Below are 20,583 nucleotides of genomic sequence, written 5' to 3' on the forward strand. Positions count from 1 at the left end.
CTCCGTTCTTGTCATTTTTGTAAAGTAAAGCCCTTAATCATAGCCTTAATCACAATAACCAGGAAGGGGCCAATAATAATCCCCAAGACCCCAAGAAATTTTAAGCCCAAATACAGCGCTAATAAGGTTGCCAAAGGGTGTAAGCCGATATTCTCCGCCAGGATCTTGGGCTCAATGAGCTGTCTTACGCCTACCAGTATACCGTACAGAATGAGCAAGGCCACCCCAAAACGCAGGTCACCTGTGACAAAATGGATGACGGCCCAGGGTATAAACACGGTCCCCGGACCAAGCACAGGAAGCAAATCCACAAGGCCCACAATAATTCCTAAGGTCAGGGCATAGTCCACCCCTAAGATATAAAGGCCAATGATAGTCTGAACTGCGGTGATACTGATCAAGATGGTCTGAGCTCTAAAAAAACCAACAAGGGCGGCGCTTAACTCTCCTATCACTGTACTGGTAGGCGTAATAAGTCTTTTAGGCATGATCCCATAAATAAATTTGGAAATAAGGGTTTTATCCCTGCTTATAAAAAAGGTAGCGAGCCCGGCCACGATTAAGACTGTAATAAAACCCGGCAGCCCTGTTAAAAAAGCAATCAGTATATTTGTTGTTTTCGCAACAACCTCGGTCAGCCCGTCTATCACAAATTTAATATTCTGGTGCAAAGCGTTTTGCGCTTCTATAGGTAAAGGGTTATTGGTGATAAAGATTCTGATATCTTGTATATATTGTAAAGTAAAGTTTACTATGTGGCGAGTAAGCCCTGGCAGGTCAGCATAAAGTTTGGCTAATTCTATAGCCAGGCGTGAAATCACAAAGATTAAAATCAAGGTAATGAATATTAATAAGACAATTAAAGTAAAGGCAACAGCAATGCCCCGCTTAATGCCTTTTTTCTTCTCCAGCCAATCCACAACCGGGTCTATGAGAATGGCTGTGATTAAGGCCAGGATAAAAGGACTAAACCCCAATAAAAGAATGGCGGATACGTTAAAGAGCAAGGGAATAAAGTACTGAATAAAAAAATATATTCCGGCGACTATGATCAGAAGGATAGAAATTTTTAAAAGCATTGTGATATAACGCTGTAGTTCCGGAAACATGCTCACTCACCGCCATCCCATTAAAACGATTAAATAATAAGTAAGGGGTGCCGCCCATAATGTACTGTCAAACCGGTCTAATATGCCTCCGTGACCAGGGATAATACGGCTGGAATCCTTGATGTGGGCCGTTCTTTTGATAGAACTCTCGAAAAGGTCCCCGATCTGTCCAGCCAGGGAAATAACGGGGGCCATCAGTAGTAAGTACCTGGCATGGGGAATGGTAATATTTCTGATAAGAAGATATGCGCCTAATACGCTGAATAGTAATCCACCAAAAAAGCCTTCCCAGGTCTTATTAGGACTTATGGAAGGTGCAAATTTGCGTTTACCAAAATAGACACCCGTAAAATATGCCCCCGTATCTGTACTCCAGATGATGATAAAAACAAATAAAACAAGCCAAAAACCGTAATTAAGCTGGCGTAATAAGATAAGGTGAGTAAAAGTCCAGCTTACATAGAGAACACCCAATAAGGTTATGGCTAAATCGCTGGGGGAAGATTTGGGAAAAGAGTAAAGGTAATACATGAAACAAAACATAAAAAAAATAAAGATAAGGAAAGAAGCTATATCTTTCTTAAACAGGGTGGCTAAGGGAAAAAGACAGCCTCCCAGCCAAAGAGGTATGGTTAAAAGCTGCCAACCGGCTTTTCTCACGATATTTCCATACTCGTAAATACCCAATAAGGTCAAAAAGGTAATGACTAAGGTTAAATAGATATCCCCAAGATATACAATATAAAGTAAGGCTGGAATCCCCATAACCGCAGTGACTATCCGTTGCCATAACATGTTTGTCACCAACCCTTATTCAATATCCAAATCATAAAGCTCCGAAACGGCGCTGGCGCTGTTGATACTCAAAGATGGCCTGGAGAAGGTGCTCAGGCCTGAAGTCCGGCCAGAGAACATTTGTGACCCACAATTCTGCATAGGCTAACTGCCATAACAAAAAGTTGCTTACCCGCATTTCACCTGATGGTCTGATGATTAAATCAGGGTCGGGTATGCCAGCGGTATAGAGATACTGGGAAACCACCTGTTCATCAATCAACTCCCGGCTCAATTTTCCATCTGATACATCTCTCACTATACCCTGAATAGCATGGACCAATTCCCGGCGGCCACCGTAATTTAAGGCGATTTGCAGATAGAGCTTGTGATTGTTTTTCGTTTTTTCAATTGCTTTATAAATTTGGTGTTTGGCATTTTCCGGGAGTTCGAGAAGATTGCCAATGGGTTTAATACAGACCCCGTTTTTATCAAGGGTATCCAGTTCTTTTTCAATATACTCAACAAGTAAATTCATCAAAGTATCCACTTCTTCTTTGGGACGTTTCCAGTTTTCTGTGGAAAAAGCGTACACCGTTAAATATTTTATGCCAATTTCACCACAAGCTTCAACAATTTTTTTCAACGATTCCACGCCTGCTCTATGTCCTATGGTTCTGGGCAGGCCGCGTTTCTTGGCCCAGCGTCCGTTCCCATCCATAATGATCGCAATATGTTGAGGTAGAGTCTTCGTTTGTAAAGCGTTTATATCTATTTTTTTATCTGTTTTGGAAAAGTATTTATAAAGCCTGGCTAAATATGAATTCACGATAGCCTCTTCCCTCCCTATGTAGGAAAACCCCCTCAGTGAGGGGGTTATTCCTTATTCATCTTAGTGCGGCGTGACAGGAGCCTCAAACAGTCCCACAACCACTTCAATGATATCGTTTCTCTGTTTCACCCGAATCACTCTATTTATCTTATTATCCATATGATCCCGCGGATTTACCGTATGTTTTATCTGGTATACGTAATTTTGGGAATTTAAGAACTCTACGGCCTCTTCTTCCCTTCTTCCCAATAAATGAATAAACCGGTTATCCACTTATACTTCCATTATCTCCTTTTCTTTTACCTCTAAAACATGGTCCACTTCTTTAATATATTTATCGGTAAGTTTTTGAATTTCATCCTGGCCTTTTTTGGTTTCATCTTCGGAGATAACTTTAGTTTTTTCGAGATTTTTTACCTTATCATTACTGTCTCGCCGGATGTTTCTAATACTGACCCTGGCTTCTTCAGCTTTCTTTTTAATCGTTTTCACCAGTTCCAGCCGGCGTTCCTGGGTCAGCTGCGGTATGACAATACGGATTAAATTGCCATCACTGCTGGGGTTTAAACCCAAATCTGACTTTAAGATGGCTTTTTCAATTGTGGGAACCAGGGACTTATCCCAGGGTTGAATCGTTAATAATCTTGGTTCCGGGGCAGAAATATTAGCAACCTGATTGATGGGGGTAGGAGTACCATAATAATCCACCGTTACCTTTTCCAGTATCGCTGGATTAGCCCGCCCTGCCCGTAAAGTAGCATAATCTTTACGCAACACTTCAATGGTCTTTTTCATTTTGTCTTCAGTTTCTTTAATCACATCTTTAACCATTTTGTTCCCTCCCTACAATTGTCCCTATCTCTTCACCCATTAACACTTTTTTAATATTTCCTTCTTCCAAAATACTAAAAACAATGAGTGGTATATTATTATCCATGCAGAGAGATGTAGCCGTAGAATCCATAACCCCCAAACCCTTGTTTAAGACATCGATGTAAGTAAGTTCCTTAAATTTTTGAGCATCCGGATTTTTCTTGGGGTCTGAATCATATACCCCGTCCACTTTCTTGGCCATTAAAATAACTTCAGCTTCAATTTCAGCCGCTCTTAAAGCTGCGGTAGTATCGGTAGAAAAATAAGGATTGCCTGTTCCCGCTGCAAATATCACAACTCTTCCTTTTTCCAGGTGTCGGATTGCTCTTCGCCTAATATAGGGCTCGGCTACCTGGCGCATTTCGATAGCGGAGAGGACCCTGGTGGGTACCCCACGACTTTCCAGAGCATCTTGCAGGGCTAAAGCATTAATTACTGTGGCTAACATACCCATATAATCGGCAGTGGCCCTGTCCATGCCTCTGGCACTGCCGGATACTCCGCGCCAGATGTTGCCGCCGCCCACCACGATGGCAATTTCTATACCGATAGATACGATTTCCTTGACTTGTTGAGCGATAGAATCGAGAATTTTATGTTCCAACCCATAACCAAGCTCGCCGGCTAATGCCTCCCCGCTGAGCTTAATCACCACTCTTTTGTATTTAGGTGATTCCATAGGGGAAATTACCTCCATTTCTGCTACTTCTACACACACTCAAAAAATCCTCTTTTTAGAGGGTTGTGTAAATTTTTAAAAAGAGAACACACAAGTGTTCTCTTAATTATTACTCTTTGATTTGAGCCATAACCTCTTCCGCAAAGTTTGCCTGTTTCTTTTCAATACCTTCGCCTAATTCATAACGGACGAAACGACGGATGTTAATATTTTCACCGATCTGGGCAATTTTTTCAGTTAAGAGTTGTTGAACGGTGATATCGGTGTCTTTGATAAAAGGCTGCTCCAGCAGGCATACTTCCTTATAGAATTTCTCAATTCTGCCTTCCACCATTTTTTCCACAACTTTTTCGGGTTTGCCTTCATTTAAAGCCTGGGCTCTTAAAATCTGCTTTTCTTTTTCGATAATATCCTGGGGCACATCTTCCTTACGCACATATTCCGGCTTAGCTGCTGCAATCTGCATAGCGATATCTTTCACGAATTCCCTAAAGCCAGGGGTCTTAGCTACAAAATCAGTCTCACAGTTAACTTCAACCAGAACACCAATTCTGCCCCCGCCATGTATGTAGGATTCAACAAGGCCTTCTGCAGCCACACGGCCGGCTTTCTTAGCAGCTGCGGCCAGTCCTTTTTCTCTCAGGTATTCAATGGCTTTTTCCATGTCTCCGTTTTTTTCCATGAGGGCTTTTTTGCAATCCATCATACCCGCACCGGTACGTTCGCGCAATTCTTTAACCATTTCCGCAGTAATCATACTACACATCCTCCTGTGTTCCTATTTAACTAGTAGTATTTCCCGGGGGAGATAAATTAAAAAGAAAAGAGGTGACTAGGGGTACCAATTACCCCTCGGTCACCCCTAATTTTTTACTCTTCTTCATTGCCTTCGTTGCCTACTTGACCCTGATTCGCTTCCAGCACGGCATCGGCGATTTTTGCCGTTAATAATTTAACAGCACGAATAGCGTCATCGTTGCCGGGAATGACATAATCCACCTCGTCGGGATCACAGTTTGTATCGACAATAGCGACGATAGGAATACCTAAACGTCTCGCTTCCGCGACGGCAATATGTTCCTTACGAGGATCTATGACAAATAAGGCACCGGGAAGACCAGGCATATCCTTAATTCCACCAAGGAATCTCTCCAGCTTTTCTTTTTCACCTAAAAGCTTAGCCACTTCTTTTTTGGGTAGAACTTCGAATGTACCGTTGTTCTCCATTTCTTCCAGTTCTTTTAAGTACTGGATTCTCTTTTGGATGGTATGATAGTTGGTGAGCATGCCCCCTAACCAACGTTCATGAACGTAGTACATACCGCAGCGTTCTGCTTCCTCTTTTACTGTTTCCTGGGCTTGCTTTTTTGTGCCAACAAAAAGGATATGCTTACCCTCCGCTACCACACTACGAATAAATTCGTAAGCCTCTTCCACCTTTTTCACAGTTTTTTGCAGGTCAATAATATAGATGCCATTACGTTCTGTGAAAATATAGGGAGCCATTTTAGGGTTCCAACGACGGGTTTGGTGACCGAAATGAACGCCTGCTTCCAACAGCTGCTTCATAGAAATTACAGACATTTACTACACCTCCTTCCCCTTTAGGTTTCTCCGCCGCTATCTTCATTTTTACTCCAGACCAACCGGCACCTTGGAGTAAATCAAATAGCGTGTGTATTTAACACCAATTGTTAGTATAACAAAAACCATTGTTCATGACAAATATTTTTCGCAATTTATTTGGCGTTATATTTATAGTTCTCCATTTTCTCCTGTAAATTCAATTTAAGGGCTATTTCCCCCTGGGTCATATTCAGTTTTTCCGCAATTTCTCTTATGGACATTCCCATTCTTAGTAAATCTACAGGAGAATTGTTTGACTTTTTCAGCGGAGTCTCTTCTACCGTTGCCAGCGGTTTTTCAGCGGAATGAAGAACTTTACTCTTCTTAGGGACACTGTCCTCTTGTTTTTGAGGCAGCACTAACGTGTTTTGCTCAAAAAACTCGATCACTTGTCTTGCCTCGGCCAATTTACTTTCTAACTCATCTAAAATCAGGTTGGTAAGTTTACTGTTTTCCTCTACCAGAGTTTGCACATTCTTTTGAATTAACCGGTTTTCCCTGTTTATTTCCTGCAAAACTTTGGTTTTTTTTCCAAGCATGGCCATGAGGAGAATATTGCAAATTAAAATAAAGATGTTTAAAAACACCATGAAACAACCTCCGGCCCACTTCTAAATTTTAATATCAAAAATTTTTCCAATATTTTCCGGGCAGGTAACCACCACATTCTCTTCCTCTTTGTCATTTTTTGTGGTCTTGGTTCCCTTTTGCTTACCTTTTTCCTTCTTATGGCTGTCGTTAGAGATGTTTTTGTTTTCAGTAGAATTTGAACGCTGCACTGCTTGTTCTTTATTTTTGATATCCTGCTGTACCACCTGGGCCAGAACCTGCTGCTCCATCTGTTGCTGCTGTTGAAGATTCCTCTGGATTTTATTAACTTCACCGACTCTGGGCAATAATACCTGCATATCAACAGGATTGACAGTCATAACCAATCCCTCCTACCCTGTGATGGGAAAGGCTTAACATCAAGACCATCAAGTTTTAGTATGACCTTCCTCATCTCATCCCTTACTGTATAAGTAGCTTTACCAATGATGACTGTGACACCAGGATAGACAGTATTTTCCACACGAACTTTAGCGTTAACCATATCTTGAAAAATCCCTTCAAGTTCGGCTTTTCTTTTTCCAAGTTCTTCGTTTTCTTGTGTGATTTGATACTGGGTCTTGTTTAATTTTAATAAGAGACTGTTTTTATCGGGAGGCAATTCTCCAATTTTTTGCTTAACCTCCTGTAACATCTTAATGGCCTTTTGGACTTTATCATAGTTTTCTTGATTAACCGTAAGTTTTCGACTAATCTCCTTGTATTCCTGGCGCAGTTCCGGGCGGACGCCTACTTCCAGGGTGGTAACGGTGGCCATGTGGGAACCAATATTTTTTGCCAGTATTTCTTCTACAGCACTGCATTGGCCGCCGACAATGAGACCTTTTTTGCCGCCAACGGAAATTTTGCGTGTGGCCAGAACCGTACTGTGCATGATGGCTTCGGTCACAATGACATCAGCACCGCTTTCTATATAGCCATGTTCAATGGAACGGGCATAAACATAACCTTTAGCTGTAACCTTACCTCTCACTATGCCTTTCTTTACCTGTACATTACCATCAGCTATAATTTCCCCTTCCAAATTACCGGCAATCTCCACATCTCCCCCGGATTCAATCTGGAAGCCGTGCCTTACACTGCCATAAACTTTTACGTTGCCAGGAAACTTAATATTGCCTGTGGCAAAATCCACATCCCCTCGAACTTCGTAAATTGGGAAAACATTTATTTTATTGTTGGCCATGACCACATGACCCTGGGCTGTGGCTATTATGGCCGTGTTATTGTTAATAGCCTGGGTGTTTAGTCCCAGGGGCAGGCGAATGTCTTTGCCAGCGGCAGCTTTGATGTTTTCTCCATAAATATTTTTGCCATCCACGCCCTGGGTGGCGGGAATTTTTTCTACCAGTGTCGTACCTGCCTGTACTAATTGAATCAAATTAAGATTGTAAAAATCGACACTGCCGTCCTCTAATTCTCTGGGTTTTATATCTAAACCTTTAGGGTTGAAATGAAAAATAAGTTTAGCGTCTTCTCCGTTTTTACACTCAATGCCCTCGGCGATTAACCATTCATGAAAATTATCCTGTTCAGCAACAATTTTCGGAAAAATTTCAGTCTTGATGCCCTCGACAATACCGTGCTCAGCCACAATGTTTATTATATCTTCGGCATTAAATTGTCGTTTATTCAAAGCAGGATAAACTTGCAGGTAGGCTTTGTTTTTATCGGGACTCACTTTGATTTTGAGAAGAGGATCTAAATTACAACCGTCCAGGAGAGGAGAAATTTTATGTTCAGTTCCATCTGCTGCTGCATAGATTTTTTCTATTTTATTTTCCTCAAAGGGGATTTTTCTCTTTCTTAAGTCGGCAAAAATATCTTCCGGCACAACAGGGAACAGAAGGGGCTCGTGAACGATCTTTAGATAAATCCCATCATCTTTCACGGTTAAATAATAATTCCGGCCTGATGAACCTATGTTTTTCTCCTCCATTAGATATCCCTCCCTTACCCTAATCCTAATAACGTTTTTTTCATTCTGGAAAGCTTACCCCGCAGGCGAAAAATGGCTTTCGTATGTATTTGTGATACCCTGGCATCTGACAGCTCTAAGACACGGGCAATCTCTTTATTGTTTAGATCATGATAGTAAAAAAGACTGATCACAAGTTTTTCCTTTTCAGGCAGTTCTTCCACCGCTTTGGCCAGGATCATTTTAATTTCGTTATTCTCCGCTATTTGTACAGGATTTAGACTAACATTATCCGTAAGATTATCTTTTAATGATATTTCCTGCCCTTCCGTAACAGGTTCATCCAAAGAGATTATGGTGAATAAATGGGTATTTTTCAACCAGCGTTCCAGTTCTTCCGGAGTTATGTTTAATTCCGCCGCTACCTCTTCATCGGTGGCATTACGTGCAAGCTTCATTTCTAATTTTTGATAGGTCTGTTCCAAAAGTCTTGCCTGGCGGCGAATATTTACGGGGATCCAATCTTCCTTCCTTACCCCGTCAATAATGGCACCTTTTATTCTTTTTCCGGCAAAGACGGGAAAGGGAATACCCAGTTTAGGATCATAACGATCTATGGCTTCCAGAAGGCCAAAGATTCCATAGCTGAAAAGGTCCTCTTTCGTAATATGGGATGGCAGGTAATAAGAAACCTTGTTGGCGATTTTCTGTACCAGTGTTACATAATGTAAAATAAGTTGTTCTTTGAGTGCAGGGTTTTTGTCATTCACGTAATTCAACCAAAGTTCATAAGGTTCTGATTTCATTTTAGACTCCCCTGTCTAGACAACTTTTTCTCCTTTACTGATGGTTTTAATCAACAGCTGACCATCGGTCGTAGAGAATTCAATGGTTCTACCGAAATTGCCCCCCGTATCTTCCGCCAAAATTCTTATTTTCTCCTGTTCGAGACACTTTTTCACTGCTTCTGTATTACGTTCACCAATCCGCATGACGTTACTTGCCCCAGGAAAATTGAACATCTGGGCGCCACCGGCAATTTTGGCCACCAGGCGGGACTTTACAGCTCCCAGTTTAACCATCTCTTCTATTAAAAGGGTAACTCCCGTATCAGCATATTTGGCTTTATTTTGTATACTGCGAGACTGGGTACTGTCGGGCAGCATAATATGGGCCAGTCCTCCCACCTTCATAATAGGGTCCCATAAACAAACTCCCACGCATGACCCCAATCCCGTTGTAATTAACGTAAGGGGGGCCGGTGCAGCTCTTAAATCGGCCATCCCCACTTTTATGGGTTCTGTCGTCATCATAACACTCCCAGCGTACGCAATAATAACTCCAAGGTTTTGGGTTCGGGTAATAAAAAGAAGTGCCCGTTGATATGCCTTTCTTGTTCAATAAACACGTTTTCTATGACTAAGGCATAGTCGCTAAATTCACCTATTTGCTGGAGAACATCGCCCAGGATGGCTCCGGCCATATCAATGGCCAGGGCGGGAACCGAGGGCGAATACACTTGCTGCGTAAAAGCGGAAAGGGCATTGAGGTAAGAACCGGCCAAAATATTGACGATTTCTTTGAGGGCCGAAAAATGCATCTCATTTAAATCCTGAGTAGTTCCCAGGGGTTGTCCGAAAATGAGGTCGATAAAAAAATACACCTGATCTTTAGGAATGAGAAAGAGAATCCCCATGGGTGATTCTCCGTCCACCCTCATGTAGCCGCCGGCAACTTCTGATTCCGCCCCGCCAAGATAATTCATAATCTGATTAAAGGGGGCAATATTGGCTTTGGGAACGCTCATATCAATTTTTCTCCCCAGCATGAGAGAAAGAGAAGTGGCGGCATTACCGGCTCCAATATTGCTGATTTCTTTAAGGGCATCGAGCTGAATGGCATTGAGCTCACTAAAGTCTTTCATTTTATCGCTCCTATCCTCATTGCTGCTCTATACTGAAATCCAATACTCTATCTAAATCAAGGATAATCAGCAGGCGATCGGCGATTTTACCAATTCCTTTGACAAATTGATCATTTATGCCTCCGACACTTTGGGGTTTTTCTATTTGCTCAAAAGAAAGGCGTATTACTTCCGTAACCAGATCTACGGTAAGACCAACAGTCACGTCTTCCAGGCGAAAAACAATGATTCGGGCGGTATCAGTGGTTTCTACCTGGGGAAGATTAAAACGCTTGTGGGAATCAATAACAGGTATGACCGTGCCCCGTAAATTGATAACACCCTTAACAAAGGGAGGAGCCTTGGGAACCCGTGTGATATGTGTCCAGCGTATGATTTCCTGTACAGCTAAAATGTCGACAGCATATTCTTCGTTCCCCAATTTAAAGGCCACCAGTTGAATTTCATCTGCTATATTCCCTTGATTCTTATCATTCATGAGAAAATCCTCCTTAGAATAAAGTCCCGATATCAAGAATTAAGGAAACTTTGCCATCACCCAGAATGGAGGCACCGGCTATACCCGGTAAACCGGTGAGTAACTTGCCCAGGGAATTGATGACGATCTCCTGCTGTCCAATGAGTTCATCAACTACTAAGCCCACCTGCTGCTCACCTTTTCTCACGACAACCACATACAGCTCATGCTGTTCCTTATGGCCGGGTACTGCCAGGAGATTTTTAATAAATAATAGGGGCAGGACTTTACCTCTTAAAACCATGACCTTTTGTCCCTGAATATTTTTGATATGATCTGCTTCCAGGTTAGTCGTTTCATCAATATTGCCAAGAGGTATGGCAAAGGTTTCCTCTTGTACCTTGACCAATAAGGACTGGATAATGGCAAGGGTTAAGGGAAGTTTAATCACAAATTTAGTACCTTGGCTCTGTTTCGTTTCTAAATGAACTTGCCCACTTAAGGCCTGAATCCTACTCTTAACCACATCGAGGCCCACACCGCGGCCTGAGATATCCGTAATAGTTTGAGCCGTAGAAAAACCCGGTTCAAAGACAAGATTGACAATGGCCTGGTCATCCATATTTTCTACCTGGGCAGGCGTAACCAGGCCGTTCTTAAGGGCCATTTCCCTTACCGCATTGACATTAATACCCTTACCGTCATCCTCTACCACAATCACCACCTGGTTTCCTTCATGGCGCGCCGCCAGTTTTAACATTCCTTCCCTATTTTTGTTGGCCTTGACCCTTTCTTCGGGAGATTCCAGGCCATGGTCGATGGCATTGCGAATCAAATGAACCAGGGGATCACCAATTTCGTCAATCACTGTACGGTCTAATTCAGTTTCCTTTCCTTCCAGGATAAGGTTTACTTCTTTACCTAATTCTTTGGCTAAATCCCGCACCATCCGGGGAAATCTGTTAAACACTTGTTCAATTGAGACCATTCGCACATTTTGTACCACGTTTTGCAGGTCTGTGGCAATCCGGTCAATCTGTTCAATGGTTTCATTCAATCCCATGGTGTTATTGGTTAAATGAATTTGTTCCAGGCGGGTTTTGTTAATGACTAATTCACCGACGAGACTCATCAGTTTGTCTAAACGCCCAATATCTACCCTTACCGTCTGGTGTATTCTCTGTTTTTTATTGTTATTTATTTTATTTTCCTCTTTGACGATGTTGTTATTGCTATTGGTTCCTGGAATTTCTTCATAGGGCTGAGAACTGGGTTTATACGAACCAAGGGGAGTAATGTTGGCCAGTTTTACTTCAGAGATGACATCCAGCTGGGTTTTGATTTCAGTTTCTTTCTGGTGTGTAACAAGGACAACGGTAATGTGGTTATCGAACTTTTCGTCTTCAATATCCTGCACACTGGGGCGGGAGGCAATAATCTCACCGACAGTTTCCAGGTTGCGAAAAACCATAAAGGCCCTGACGCCTTTCATTAAACACTGCTCATCAATATGGATTTGCAGCTGGTAGGCATGATAGCCCTTTTCTAAGGCGGCATTAATTAAATTCTTTTCATATTCATTAAACTGAATAGAGACATCTGCCGTGGGGGCAGGGGATTCTACATTTTGTTTTATGAGCGCATGTTTACTCTCGCCTTTTTCCAAAAGAGCCAAGCCTGCTGCCAGTTGGCCAATGGCTGTTTGAGGTTCCCTTCCTTCTCTAATGCTGCCCACCATTTCTTCCAGGGCATCGACACATTGAAAGAGGGTATCAATAATTTCCGGGCTTAAAGACAACTTTCTTTCCCGTAACTTATCCAGGAGGTTTTCCATTTGGTGCGTCAATTGTGCAATGGAATTATATCCCATGGTTGCCGACATGCCTTTTAAGGTGTGGGCTGCGCGGAAAATTTCATCCAGCAGGTCTAACCTTTCCGGATTATTCTCCAGAGCAAGCAGGCTTTGGTTTAGGTTTTGTAAATGTTCCAGGGATTCTTCCAAAAATAAGTCTAAGTATTGATTCATATCCATAAATAACACCTCCATTTTATCTCAGGGCTTGTACAATTCTCTCTGCTATCTCCTGAACGGGCACTTCATAATCAACAGCACCCAACTGCATAGCGGCTTTGGGCATACCGTAAACGACGCATGTTTCAGGGCTTTCTCCTATATTAATGGCACCTGCCTTTTTGAGGGCCAGCATTCCCTGGGCACCATCATGGCCCATGCCCGTCATAATCACACCAACCTTTGGGGCATTAATCCTGGCTACAGAGTGCATGAGGACATCGACTGAGGGCCTGTGGCCATTGACATTTGGTCCTTGATGTAAATGGATAAATAATTTTTCCTGTCTTGGCAGCACTTCCATGTGGTAATTACCCGGCGCTATGTAAGCAAAACCGTTTTTTACCTCATCTCCCTCTTCTGCTTCTTTGATTGCTAAGGGTGAAATGGAATCCAAGCGCTGCGCCAGAGATTTGGTGAAACCCGGGGGCATATGCTGGACAATAAACAGGGCCGCATTTAAGTCGGCTGGTATCCTGCTGATCACCTCGTGTAACGCTTTAGGTCCACCGGTAGATGTACCGATGGCTACCAGGGTAAAGACGTTAGGGGAGAAGGTTCTGTTTATATAATTCTTTTTCTGCAAGCCTAAGGAATCTTGCCGGCAGTTTTTGCATTTATGCCGCGGTATTTCCGCGGCCATTCTTATTTTATTGTTGATTTCTTCTTTGGATTTGCCTATATCTAAAGAAATAGACCCTCCCGGTTTGGCTAAAAAATCAACTGCCCCTCTTTCCAGGGCACTGATGGTAGCACTGGCTCCTGCCCTGGTTAAGGCAGACAGCATGATCACCGGTACAGGGTACTGTTCCATGATTTTCTCAAGGGTAGAAAGCCCGTCCAGCACCGGCATCTCCACATCCAGGGTAATGACGTCAGGTTGCAGGGTTAAAGCCTTCTGTAATGCTTCCTCACCGTTACGGGCTGTTCCCACCACTTCGAGGTCTGAATCGCTGTTGATGATATCGCTCAAAACTTTCCGCATGAAAGCTGAATCATCGGCCACCAAAACCCGTATCTTTTCCCCTGTATTATGCAATCATAGCAGCCCCCTTTTTCTCAGCTCTATTTGGCGTTGGAAAACATATTTAATAATACGACCCCTGGCCTTTTCTGAAATACATGTAAATTTTATACCAACAAAATATCGCTGGATTCCACTTGCGTCTGTTTCCAGACTGAGCCATGCCACTTTGCCACGGGCCCTGATTTCCTCATTTTCCAGAGTAAAAGCAATATCAACCTCATTACCTTTAACAAGTTTGGGGGACTTTGTAAAAATCAGCATCACGCCGCCACCACTGATATCCCTGGTCACGCATTTTATTTCCTGGTAACCAAAATGGTGATGCACAAAACTTACGACAGCCTCCAGGCTTACAGGCACCCGGACAAAATCCCGCTGTTGTATTTTATTAATTTTACCGGGAATGGCCAGGTGCAATAAGGGGATACGGGAATTGCTTCTATTGATAACTTTAGTTGTGAAGTTATAAGCGGCAGAATTATCCCACAGTATAATGTTCAGAGTTGTATCAACGCAAACAGGAATGGTCACCCTGTCTCTGATGGGTGCAACGACAATTATTTCCGTTTCGCCGATATTCTCCACGCGGCTAGGGTACCGTTCTGTTTCACCGGTTTCATCCCTTACTTCAATTTGTATCAGTTGATTGACCTTGAGCACCTTCGTAATATCCATGCCGCTCACCTATTTTCATCTATTTCAAAAAGTTTGCAACCTTATGAAAGAAGCCTTTCACGCCATGGTAAAGGGGAGGTTTATACTCCTGGTTACAAATTTTTGCCGCCATTAAATAAATGTCATGGGTAGCCTGTGTGTGGGGAAAAGCAAGAGCAAAAGGCTGCTGCTCTCTGACAGCCTGAGCTACTTTGGGATCTTCATTGATATACCCCAAAAAATCTAAAGAATACTTCAGGAAGCGATTTACAACTATTTTCAGTTTATTATAGGCAACATTGGCTTCGGCAGAAGAAAAAACCCTGTTCACCACGAGATTAACTTTACCCTGATAGCGCTGCTGGCGAATAGTTTTAATAAGCCCATAGGCATCAGTAAGGGCTGTAGGCTCAGGAGTGGTAATTACGATGATTTCATCGGCCGCCAGGGCAAAGCTTAAGACACTGCGGGAAAGCCCCGCACCTGTGTCAATGAGGAGAATATCCGCATCTCCTTCCAGTTGGCTCAGCTTGGCAAGAAAATGTTCCAGCTGCCAGTCCTTTAAATTGGCTAATTCATGCATGCCGGAACCACCGGGGATAATTTTCACACCTTTGGGTCCCTCGCACAGGATTTCCTTGATGGTTTGTTCCCCCGCCATGACGTGAGCCAGATTATAGGCGGGGGATATCCCCAAAATTACATCTATATTGGCCAGGCCCAAATCCGCATCTAAAATGATTACCTTCTGTCCCAATTCACATAAGGCAATGCCTAAGTTTACCGTGAAATTGGACTTACCTACCCCGCCCTTACCGCTGGTAACCGTTATGACTCTGGTTATCTTTGTCTCACCATTTATCTGGGCCTGTAAATTGCTTTTCATACGCTGCGCTAATAAACGTAGATTTTCGGCCTGATTGTTCATAACTGGTTACTCCTTTACCAACAATTGAGCAAGTTTGATGGGGTCGGCTATCTCAATATCATCAGGAATATTCTGCCCCGTTGTAAAATAAGAAAGGGGGAGCTTGCTGCGGCAGGCTATGTTATAGATAGGGCCAAAGCTGGATGTTTCATCCAATTTGGTGAAAATCAAACGGTTGATATTTAAATCCAGATAGGTATTGATGATCTCCAGCATATCCTGGTATTTGGCCGTACTGGAAAGTACTAGAAAAGTATGATCAGGATTGGCTATTTCCAGGTAACTTTTTAGTTCCGTAATCTGCATGACATTTTTATGGCTGCGTCCCGCCGTATCCAGGAAAATAATATCTTTATCCGTAAGCTCCCCGAGACATTCTCGTAAATTTTGCGGGGTAAACACAACCCTAACGGGTACACCCATAATTTCTCCTACTGTTTTTAACTGCTCCACAGCTGCGATACGATAAGTATCGACCGTAACCAGAGCCACCTTTTTGCGTTCCATAATGGCATACATGGCGGCCAGTTTGGCGATGGTAGTGGTTTTGCCCACACCGGTAGGACCTACCAGAGCACAGAGTAAAGGTCTCTTTTGCCTGTCTTTTCCTAAGGCAATGGGTTTACTTTTTTTGAGAGATTTCAAAATATTGGTTAAGAAAATATGCTCTAACTGTTCCGGTGTAAGCTGGGGCTGCAGGGTTACTTGCTGCAGCATTGTTTTTACAATTTTCCTGGCGATTTTATCTTCAACTTCTTGTTTGATTAGACGCTGGTATAAATTCTGTCCTAGCCTGGGAAACTGGGGCATTTGAGCGACCTGCTCAATTTGCTCTACCATCTCCTGCATTAAATCTTTCATTTCTTTTAATTCATAAGTGAGAAGTGAGGAGGTCTTGACCAGGGGCACGCTTGGGTTTGTTTCGGAGTCGCTCCTGTCTTCATCCCTGGTTACCAAGGATTTGGCAACCTGAAATACCGGCTGCAGATTAGGTTTAGGCTGTTCCAGGGCGGCCGTCACTTCCACATAGTTTTTGGCAAAAAGCCCCAGGAATCCCCCTTCTTTAAAGTGGCGAGTATGAAGAATGACAGCATCATTACCCATTTCGTTTTTAACCTTTGCCATGGCTTCCTGCATATTTGTGGCCACGAAACGTTTAACCCGCATTTAAATCTTCACCATCCCCACTGATTCTACCTCCAGGTGGCCGGGTATTTCATTATAAGACACTACGGGAAGACTGGGGGCTACCCGTTCGATTAGTTTGCGAAAATAAGGCCTAATTATTGGGTTAACCAAAACCACCAGTTGTTTGCCTAAATGCCCTGTTTTTTCCATAAGCCCCGTTAACTGCCGGATAATATCCTGGGCAGTGGCAGGATTTATGGCAAGATAGGTGCCATGTTCGCTCATCTTTATGCTATCCTTCACTATTTCTTCCACCCTTGGGTCCAGGGTAATACAATATAATTTACCTTCTTCATCACTATAAAGCTGGCCAATCTGCCTTGCTAATTTTTGCCGCACATATTCCGTCAAAATATCCGTATCCTTGGTGACAGTACCCCAATCTCCCAATGCTTCCAGGATAGAGACCATATCTCTAATGGGAATGCGCTCCCTTAACAGGTTAGCAAGGACTTTATGTACATCGGCCAAGGAAAGGACATTGGGTACAACTTCCTCCACCACAGCAGGATATTCTTTTTTCACATTATCCAGTAAAACTTTTATATCTTGCCTGCTCAAGATATCCGCGGCGTTGTTTTTCAGGAACTCTGTCAAATGGGTGGCAAGTACCGAGGGAGGATCAACCACGGTAAAACCGAGGAGTTCCGCCTGCTCCCGCACTGACTCGCTGATCCATTTGGCAGGTAAGCCAAAAGCAGGTTCCCGGGTGGGTATACCCGGCAGCTCAGCGTCTCCTCCCATGGCCAGATAATGATTCAGCATTATTTCACCCCGGGCTAAAGGGACACCTTTCAATTTCAGCAAATATGTATTAGGCACAAGCTGCATGTTATCACGTATGCGGATAGGCGGGATCACCAGGCCCAATTCCACGGCACACTGGCGCCTGATCATGACTACCCTTTCCAGAAGATCTCCCCCTTGCTGCGTATCCACTAAGGGGATCAACCCGTATCCCATTTCTAACTCTATGGGATCCAACTGGAGAAGTGAGTAGACACTGTCGGGCTTTTTGATTTCAGCCACTTCCGCTTTCTCCGCTTCTTGGGCTTCCTCCCGGAGAATAGTCCGCTTCGCTTGATACATGATATAGGCCAAGGCAGCCAAACCAAAACCTAATAAGAAAAAGGGCAGTTTGGGCAAACCGGGAACAAGCCCCAGGAAAAGAAGGACACCGGCAGCAATAGACAGCACTTTGGGCTGGGAAAAGACTTGTGCCGTTAAATCATCCCCCAAACTGTTATCTGAAGCAGCCCGGGTCACAATAATGCCTGTGGCAGTGGACAGGAGTAATGCCGGTATCTGGCTGACCAGTCCGTCACCCACGGTGAGCAAAGTATACACTTTAGCTACCTCCGTAATACTGCCCATTTCTTTTTGGAGGAGCCCCACTGCCATGCCTCCCAGAATATTGATGATGGTAATCACAATACCGGCAATGGCATCTCCTTTCACAAACTTACTGGCACCATCCATGGCACCATAGAAATCGGCTTCCCGTTGAATGGTCATTCTTCTTTTCCTGGCTTCATCTTCGGAAATCAGACCGGCATTTAAGTCAGCATCGATGCTCATTTGTTTACCGGGCATAGCATCCAGTGTAAACCGCGCCGCTACCTCTGCTACACGTTCGGCACCTTTGGTGATAACAATAAATTGAATAACAATCAAAATTAAAAAGATAACCAAGCCAACAAAAGGGTTTCCTCCCACCACGAATTGACCAAATTGCTGTATCACTTCCCCGGCATTACCCTCCAGTAAGATCAAACGCGTGGAGGAAACATTTAAGGACAAACGATACAAGGTCATTACCAGAAGTAAAGAAGGAAATACGGAAAAGTCCAGGGGTTCCTTGTTGTACATAGCTACCAGGAGAATAACCAGGGAGCAGGTGATATTGAAGACCAGCAAGACATCGAGCAGCCGGGGATTCAGCGGAATAATCATCATGATGACCATAGCAATAATCCCTACTGCTACGATAATATCGGTATGCCGCATTAATTTATGGGTTAGAGGGGTTGTTGACATTGTTTTCTCTCCTAAGTTCGCCGCTTCATTCTATAAACATAGGCCAGTACCTCCGCTACAGCCTGATATAATTCGGCGGGAATGGCCTCTCCTATTTCCACTTTCTGATACAATAACCTGGCCAGAGGTTTATTCTCTACCATCACCACGTTATTTTCCCGGGCGATTTCTTTAATCTTCAGGGCGATCTGGTCCTGCCCTTTCGCCACGACTACGGGTGCACTCATGTTTTCTGTGTACTGTAAGGCTACGGCGTAGTGCGTAGGGTTCGTAATCACAACTGTGGCTTTAGGCACATCGTGCATCATACGCCGGGTGGCCAGCTGGCGCTGCCGTTCTTTTATTTTTGCCTTTAACAGGGGGTCTCCTTCGATGGTTTTATACTCCTCTTTAATCTCCTGTTTGCTCATTTTTAACGATTGCTCATATTCATAGCGCTGGTAAGCAAAATCAAGCACAGCAAGTACCAACAAAACAAGGATAATGCGCCAAAGAGCAGAGAAGATGACATCACCCACCACCGTGATGGCGCTCATGAGGGGATAATCCATTAAGACGGTGAGGCGGGGAAGCTGTTCCAGCAGAAAAGAAACAGCAATAAAACCCACTAAAACAGTCTTTAAAACAGACTTTACCAGTTCAGCCAAGGCCCGCTTGGATAGAATCCGTTTTAAACCGGAGATGGGATTTATCCTGTTTAAATCAAACTTTAAGGGTTCTGTGGTAAAAAGGAAACCAACCTGACCCACATTGGCCACATATCCCGCCACTAAAGCCGTGAGAACAACAGGACCTACCATTTTCAAAGTTAATAACAGTACCTCATAGATCAAAAGTGAGGCATTTTCTACCGTCAGGTCATTTCCAGCGTAGTTAAAAACATTAGCAAAAAATGCTTTGAATTCTACCATCATCTGGGGAAGCCACATCTTAAGCACCAGAAGCGACAAGGTCAGAACGATAACAGTAATGATCTCATTACTTTTACTGACCTGCCCCTTTTTTCTGGCTTCCTCTCTTCTGCGCGGCGTGGCTTTTTCCGTTTTTTCCCCGGCAAAAAGCTGTAAATTGATTTTGAAATGATTTATCATACCAGAACACTCATGATCTTATAGGTTTGTTGAATTAAATCCGTAAGCATTGCATTTAAAAGATAAACATAAAAGGGAATGACGACGATGAGAATGGCAAAACCCAAAACGATTTTAGCGGGCATGCCAACCATGAAGATATTCATTTGGGGAACGGTCCTGGACATAATCCCCAGGATAAAATCAGCAGCCAGGAGTGCGCCCACCAGCGGTAGGGATAACTTAAAGCCAAGTTCAAAGATATTGCCGAATAAACTAATCATACTTTGGTAAAATTCCGGACGAAGCGAGAGACTGCCAATGGGGATTACCTGAAAACTTTCGAAAAGGGCTTGCAAAAACAGGTGATGACCGTCTATCTGCAGGTATACTAAGAGCGCCAGGATGTATTTAAAATTACCCAACAGGGGAGCTTGCGTACCACTCATGGGGTCAATGACATTGACAATACCAAAACCCATTTGGGTATCAATAATTTGTCCTGCCAACTGAACAGCGGCAAAGAAAAACTGTGTCGTGAGGGCCAGGGCAAAACCGATTAAAAACTCAGAGATAAATATGACGGTATAGGCCAGAAAACTTTCCGGGACACTAAAATCATCAGCAACTCCCAGTCTCCAGGCCAGGAAGGATAAAATTAAGGCCAGGGCACCTTTCCAGAGAGCCGGAATACCCCTCGTACTGAAAATCGGGGCAAAGGCCAAACCAGAAAGACGTGCTAAGAGGATCAAGAACTTGTCATTTTCCTGTAAAAAAATTGTCAAAATGTCCATACTACTTCCTTAA

Annotated in this window: 23 protein-coding genes; all 23 read right to left on the reverse strand. The window is 43.4% G+C overall.

What is annotated here, in order from left to right; all coding sequences use genetic code 11:
* Nucleotides 1–11: 11 nt before the first annotated feature.
* The 23 genes from ytvI to fliR all read right to left on the reverse strand — a co-directional run bounded on the left by ytvI (nucleotide 12) and on the right by fliR (nucleotide 20,570).
* The gene (gene ytvI, locus BR63_RS05080) at nucleotides 12–1,109 is read right to left on the reverse strand and encodes a sporulation integral membrane protein YtvI (RefSeq protein ID WP_243270108.1); all 1,098 of its coding nucleotides are present in this window, start codon (nucleotides 1,107–1,109) and stop codon (nucleotides 12–14) included.
* Between the two features lie 6 nt (nucleotides 1,110–1,115).
* Entirely contained in the window at nucleotides 1,116–1,904 is a 789-nt protein-coding gene (locus tag BR63_RS05085; RefSeq protein ID WP_034419752.1) for a phosphatidate cytidylyltransferase, read from the reverse strand.
* Between the two features lie 31 nt (nucleotides 1,905–1,935).
* Nucleotides 1,936–2,712 (reverse strand): isoprenyl transferase, encoded by a 777-nt coding sequence (locus tag BR63_RS05090; RefSeq protein ID WP_034419750.1) that lies wholly within the window; start codon nucleotides 2,710–2,712, stop codon nucleotides 1,936–1,938.
* Nucleotides 2,713–2,775: 63 nt separating this feature from the next.
* Nucleotides 2,776–2,988 (reverse strand): hypothetical protein, encoded by a 213-nt coding sequence (locus BR63_RS05095; protein WP_034419746.1) that lies wholly within the window; start codon nucleotides 2,986–2,988, stop codon nucleotides 2,776–2,778.
* On the reverse strand, nucleotides 2,989–3,546 hold the full coding sequence (frr, locus tag BR63_RS05100; protein ID WP_034419745.1) for a ribosome recycling factor: 558 nt from the start codon (nucleotides 3,544–3,546) through the stop codon (nucleotides 2,989–2,991). It lies immediately after the preceding gene.
* Complete coding sequence (gene pyrH / locus BR63_RS05105) at nucleotides 3,539–4,267, reverse strand: UMP kinase (RefSeq protein WP_034419962.1); 729 nt, start codon at nucleotides 4,265–4,267, stop codon at nucleotides 3,539–3,541. The genes frr and pyrH overlap by 8 nt, the downstream gene beginning before the upstream one ends.
* Nucleotides 4,268–4,376: 109 nt before the next feature.
* Entirely contained in the window at nucleotides 4,377–5,024 is a 648-nt protein-coding gene (gene tsf, locus BR63_RS05110; RefSeq protein ID WP_034419744.1) for a translation elongation factor Ts, read from the reverse strand.
* A gap of 113 nt (nucleotides 5,025–5,137) precedes the next feature.
* Nucleotides 5,138–5,851 carry a 30S ribosomal protein S2 gene (gene rpsB, locus BR63_RS05115; RefSeq protein ID WP_034419743.1) on the reverse strand — a complete coding sequence of 238 codons (714 nt, stop codon included), beginning with the start codon at nucleotides 5,849–5,851 and terminating at the stop codon, nucleotides 5,138–5,140.
* A 155-nt stretch (nucleotides 5,852–6,006) separates the two neighbouring features.
* Complete coding sequence (locus tag BR63_RS05120) at nucleotides 6,007–6,483, reverse strand: hypothetical protein (protein ID WP_034419742.1); 477 nt, start codon at nucleotides 6,481–6,483, stop codon at nucleotides 6,007–6,009.
* A gap of 21 nt (nucleotides 6,484–6,504) precedes the next feature.
* Nucleotides 6,505–6,822 carry a hypothetical protein gene (locus BR63_RS05125; protein WP_034419741.1) on the reverse strand — a complete coding sequence of 106 codons (318 nt, stop codon included), beginning with the start codon at nucleotides 6,820–6,822 and terminating at the stop codon, nucleotides 6,505–6,507.
* Nucleotides 6,819–8,441, reverse strand: a complete 1,623-nt coding sequence (locus tag BR63_RS05130; protein WP_034419740.1) for a DUF342 domain-containing protein — start codon at nucleotides 8,439–8,441, stop codon at nucleotides 6,819–6,821. The genes BR63_RS05125 and BR63_RS05130 overlap by 4 nt, the downstream gene beginning before the upstream one ends.
* Before the next feature lie 14 nt (nucleotides 8,442–8,455).
* Complete coding sequence (locus BR63_RS05135) at nucleotides 8,456–9,226, reverse strand: FliA/WhiG family RNA polymerase sigma factor (RefSeq protein ID WP_034419739.1); 771 nt, start codon at nucleotides 9,224–9,226, stop codon at nucleotides 8,456–8,458.
* A 15-nt stretch (nucleotides 9,227–9,241) separates the two neighbouring features.
* Complete coding sequence (locus tag BR63_RS05140) at nucleotides 9,242–9,730, reverse strand: chemotaxis protein CheD (protein WP_034419738.1); 489 nt, start codon at nucleotides 9,728–9,730, stop codon at nucleotides 9,242–9,244.
* Nucleotides 9,730–10,344, reverse strand: coding sequence for a chemotaxis protein CheC (locus BR63_RS05145; protein WP_034419737.1), 615 nt, complete (start codon nucleotides 10,342–10,344; stop codon nucleotides 9,730–9,732). Before BR63_RS05145 ends, BR63_RS05140 begins: the two co-directional genes overlap by 1 nt.
* 16 nt (nucleotides 10,345–10,360) lie before the next feature.
* Complete coding sequence (locus BR63_RS05150) at nucleotides 10,361–10,822, reverse strand: chemotaxis protein CheW (RefSeq protein ID WP_034419736.1); 462 nt, start codon at nucleotides 10,820–10,822, stop codon at nucleotides 10,361–10,363.
* Nucleotides 10,823–10,835: 13 nt separating this feature from the next.
* Nucleotides 10,836–12,833, reverse strand: a complete 1,998-nt coding sequence (locus BR63_RS05155; protein ID WP_034419735.1) for a chemotaxis protein CheA — start codon at nucleotides 12,831–12,833, stop codon at nucleotides 10,836–10,838.
* Between the two features lie 16 nt (nucleotides 12,834–12,849).
* The gene (locus BR63_RS05160) at nucleotides 12,850–13,911 is read right to left on the reverse strand and encodes a protein-glutamate methylesterase/protein-glutamine glutaminase (RefSeq protein WP_034419734.1); all 1,062 of its coding nucleotides are present in this window, start codon (nucleotides 13,909–13,911) and stop codon (nucleotides 12,850–12,852) included.
* Nucleotides 13,912–14,574 carry a flagellar brake protein gene (locus BR63_RS05165; protein WP_034419733.1) on the reverse strand — a complete coding sequence of 221 codons (663 nt, stop codon included), beginning with the start codon at nucleotides 14,572–14,574 and terminating at the stop codon, nucleotides 13,912–13,914.
* A gap of 19 nt (nucleotides 14,575–14,593) precedes the next feature.
* Nucleotides 14,594–15,481, reverse strand: a complete 888-nt coding sequence (locus BR63_RS05170; RefSeq protein ID WP_034419732.1) for a MinD/ParA family protein — start codon at nucleotides 15,479–15,481, stop codon at nucleotides 14,594–14,596.
* A 6-nt stretch (nucleotides 15,482–15,487) separates the two neighbouring features.
* Nucleotides 15,488–16,648, reverse strand: coding sequence for a flagellar biosynthesis GTPase FlhF (gene flhF, locus BR63_RS05175; protein WP_034419731.1), 1,161 nt, complete (start codon nucleotides 16,646–16,648; stop codon nucleotides 15,488–15,490).
* On the reverse strand, nucleotides 16,649–18,706 hold the full coding sequence (gene flhA, locus BR63_RS05180; protein ID WP_034419729.1) for a flagellar biosynthesis protein FlhA: 2,058 nt from the start codon (nucleotides 18,704–18,706) through the stop codon (nucleotides 16,649–16,651).
* Between the two features lie 11 nt (nucleotides 18,707–18,717).
* Nucleotides 18,718–19,797, reverse strand: coding sequence for a flagellar biosynthesis protein FlhB (gene flhB, locus BR63_RS05185; protein ID WP_034419728.1), 1,080 nt, complete (start codon nucleotides 19,795–19,797; stop codon nucleotides 18,718–18,720).
* Entirely contained in the window at nucleotides 19,794–20,570 is a 777-nt protein-coding gene (gene fliR, locus BR63_RS05190) for a flagellar biosynthetic protein FliR (protein WP_034419726.1), read from the reverse strand. The genes flhB and fliR overlap by 4 nt, the downstream gene beginning before the upstream one ends.
* Between the last annotated feature and the right edge of the window lie 13 nt (nucleotides 20,571–20,583).

Source organism: Thermanaerosceptrum fracticalcis, assembly GCF_000746025.2.
In the GTDB taxonomy this organism is placed as follows: domain Bacteria; phylum Bacillota; class Peptococcia; order DRI-13; family DRI-13; genus Thermanaerosceptrum; species Thermanaerosceptrum fracticalcis.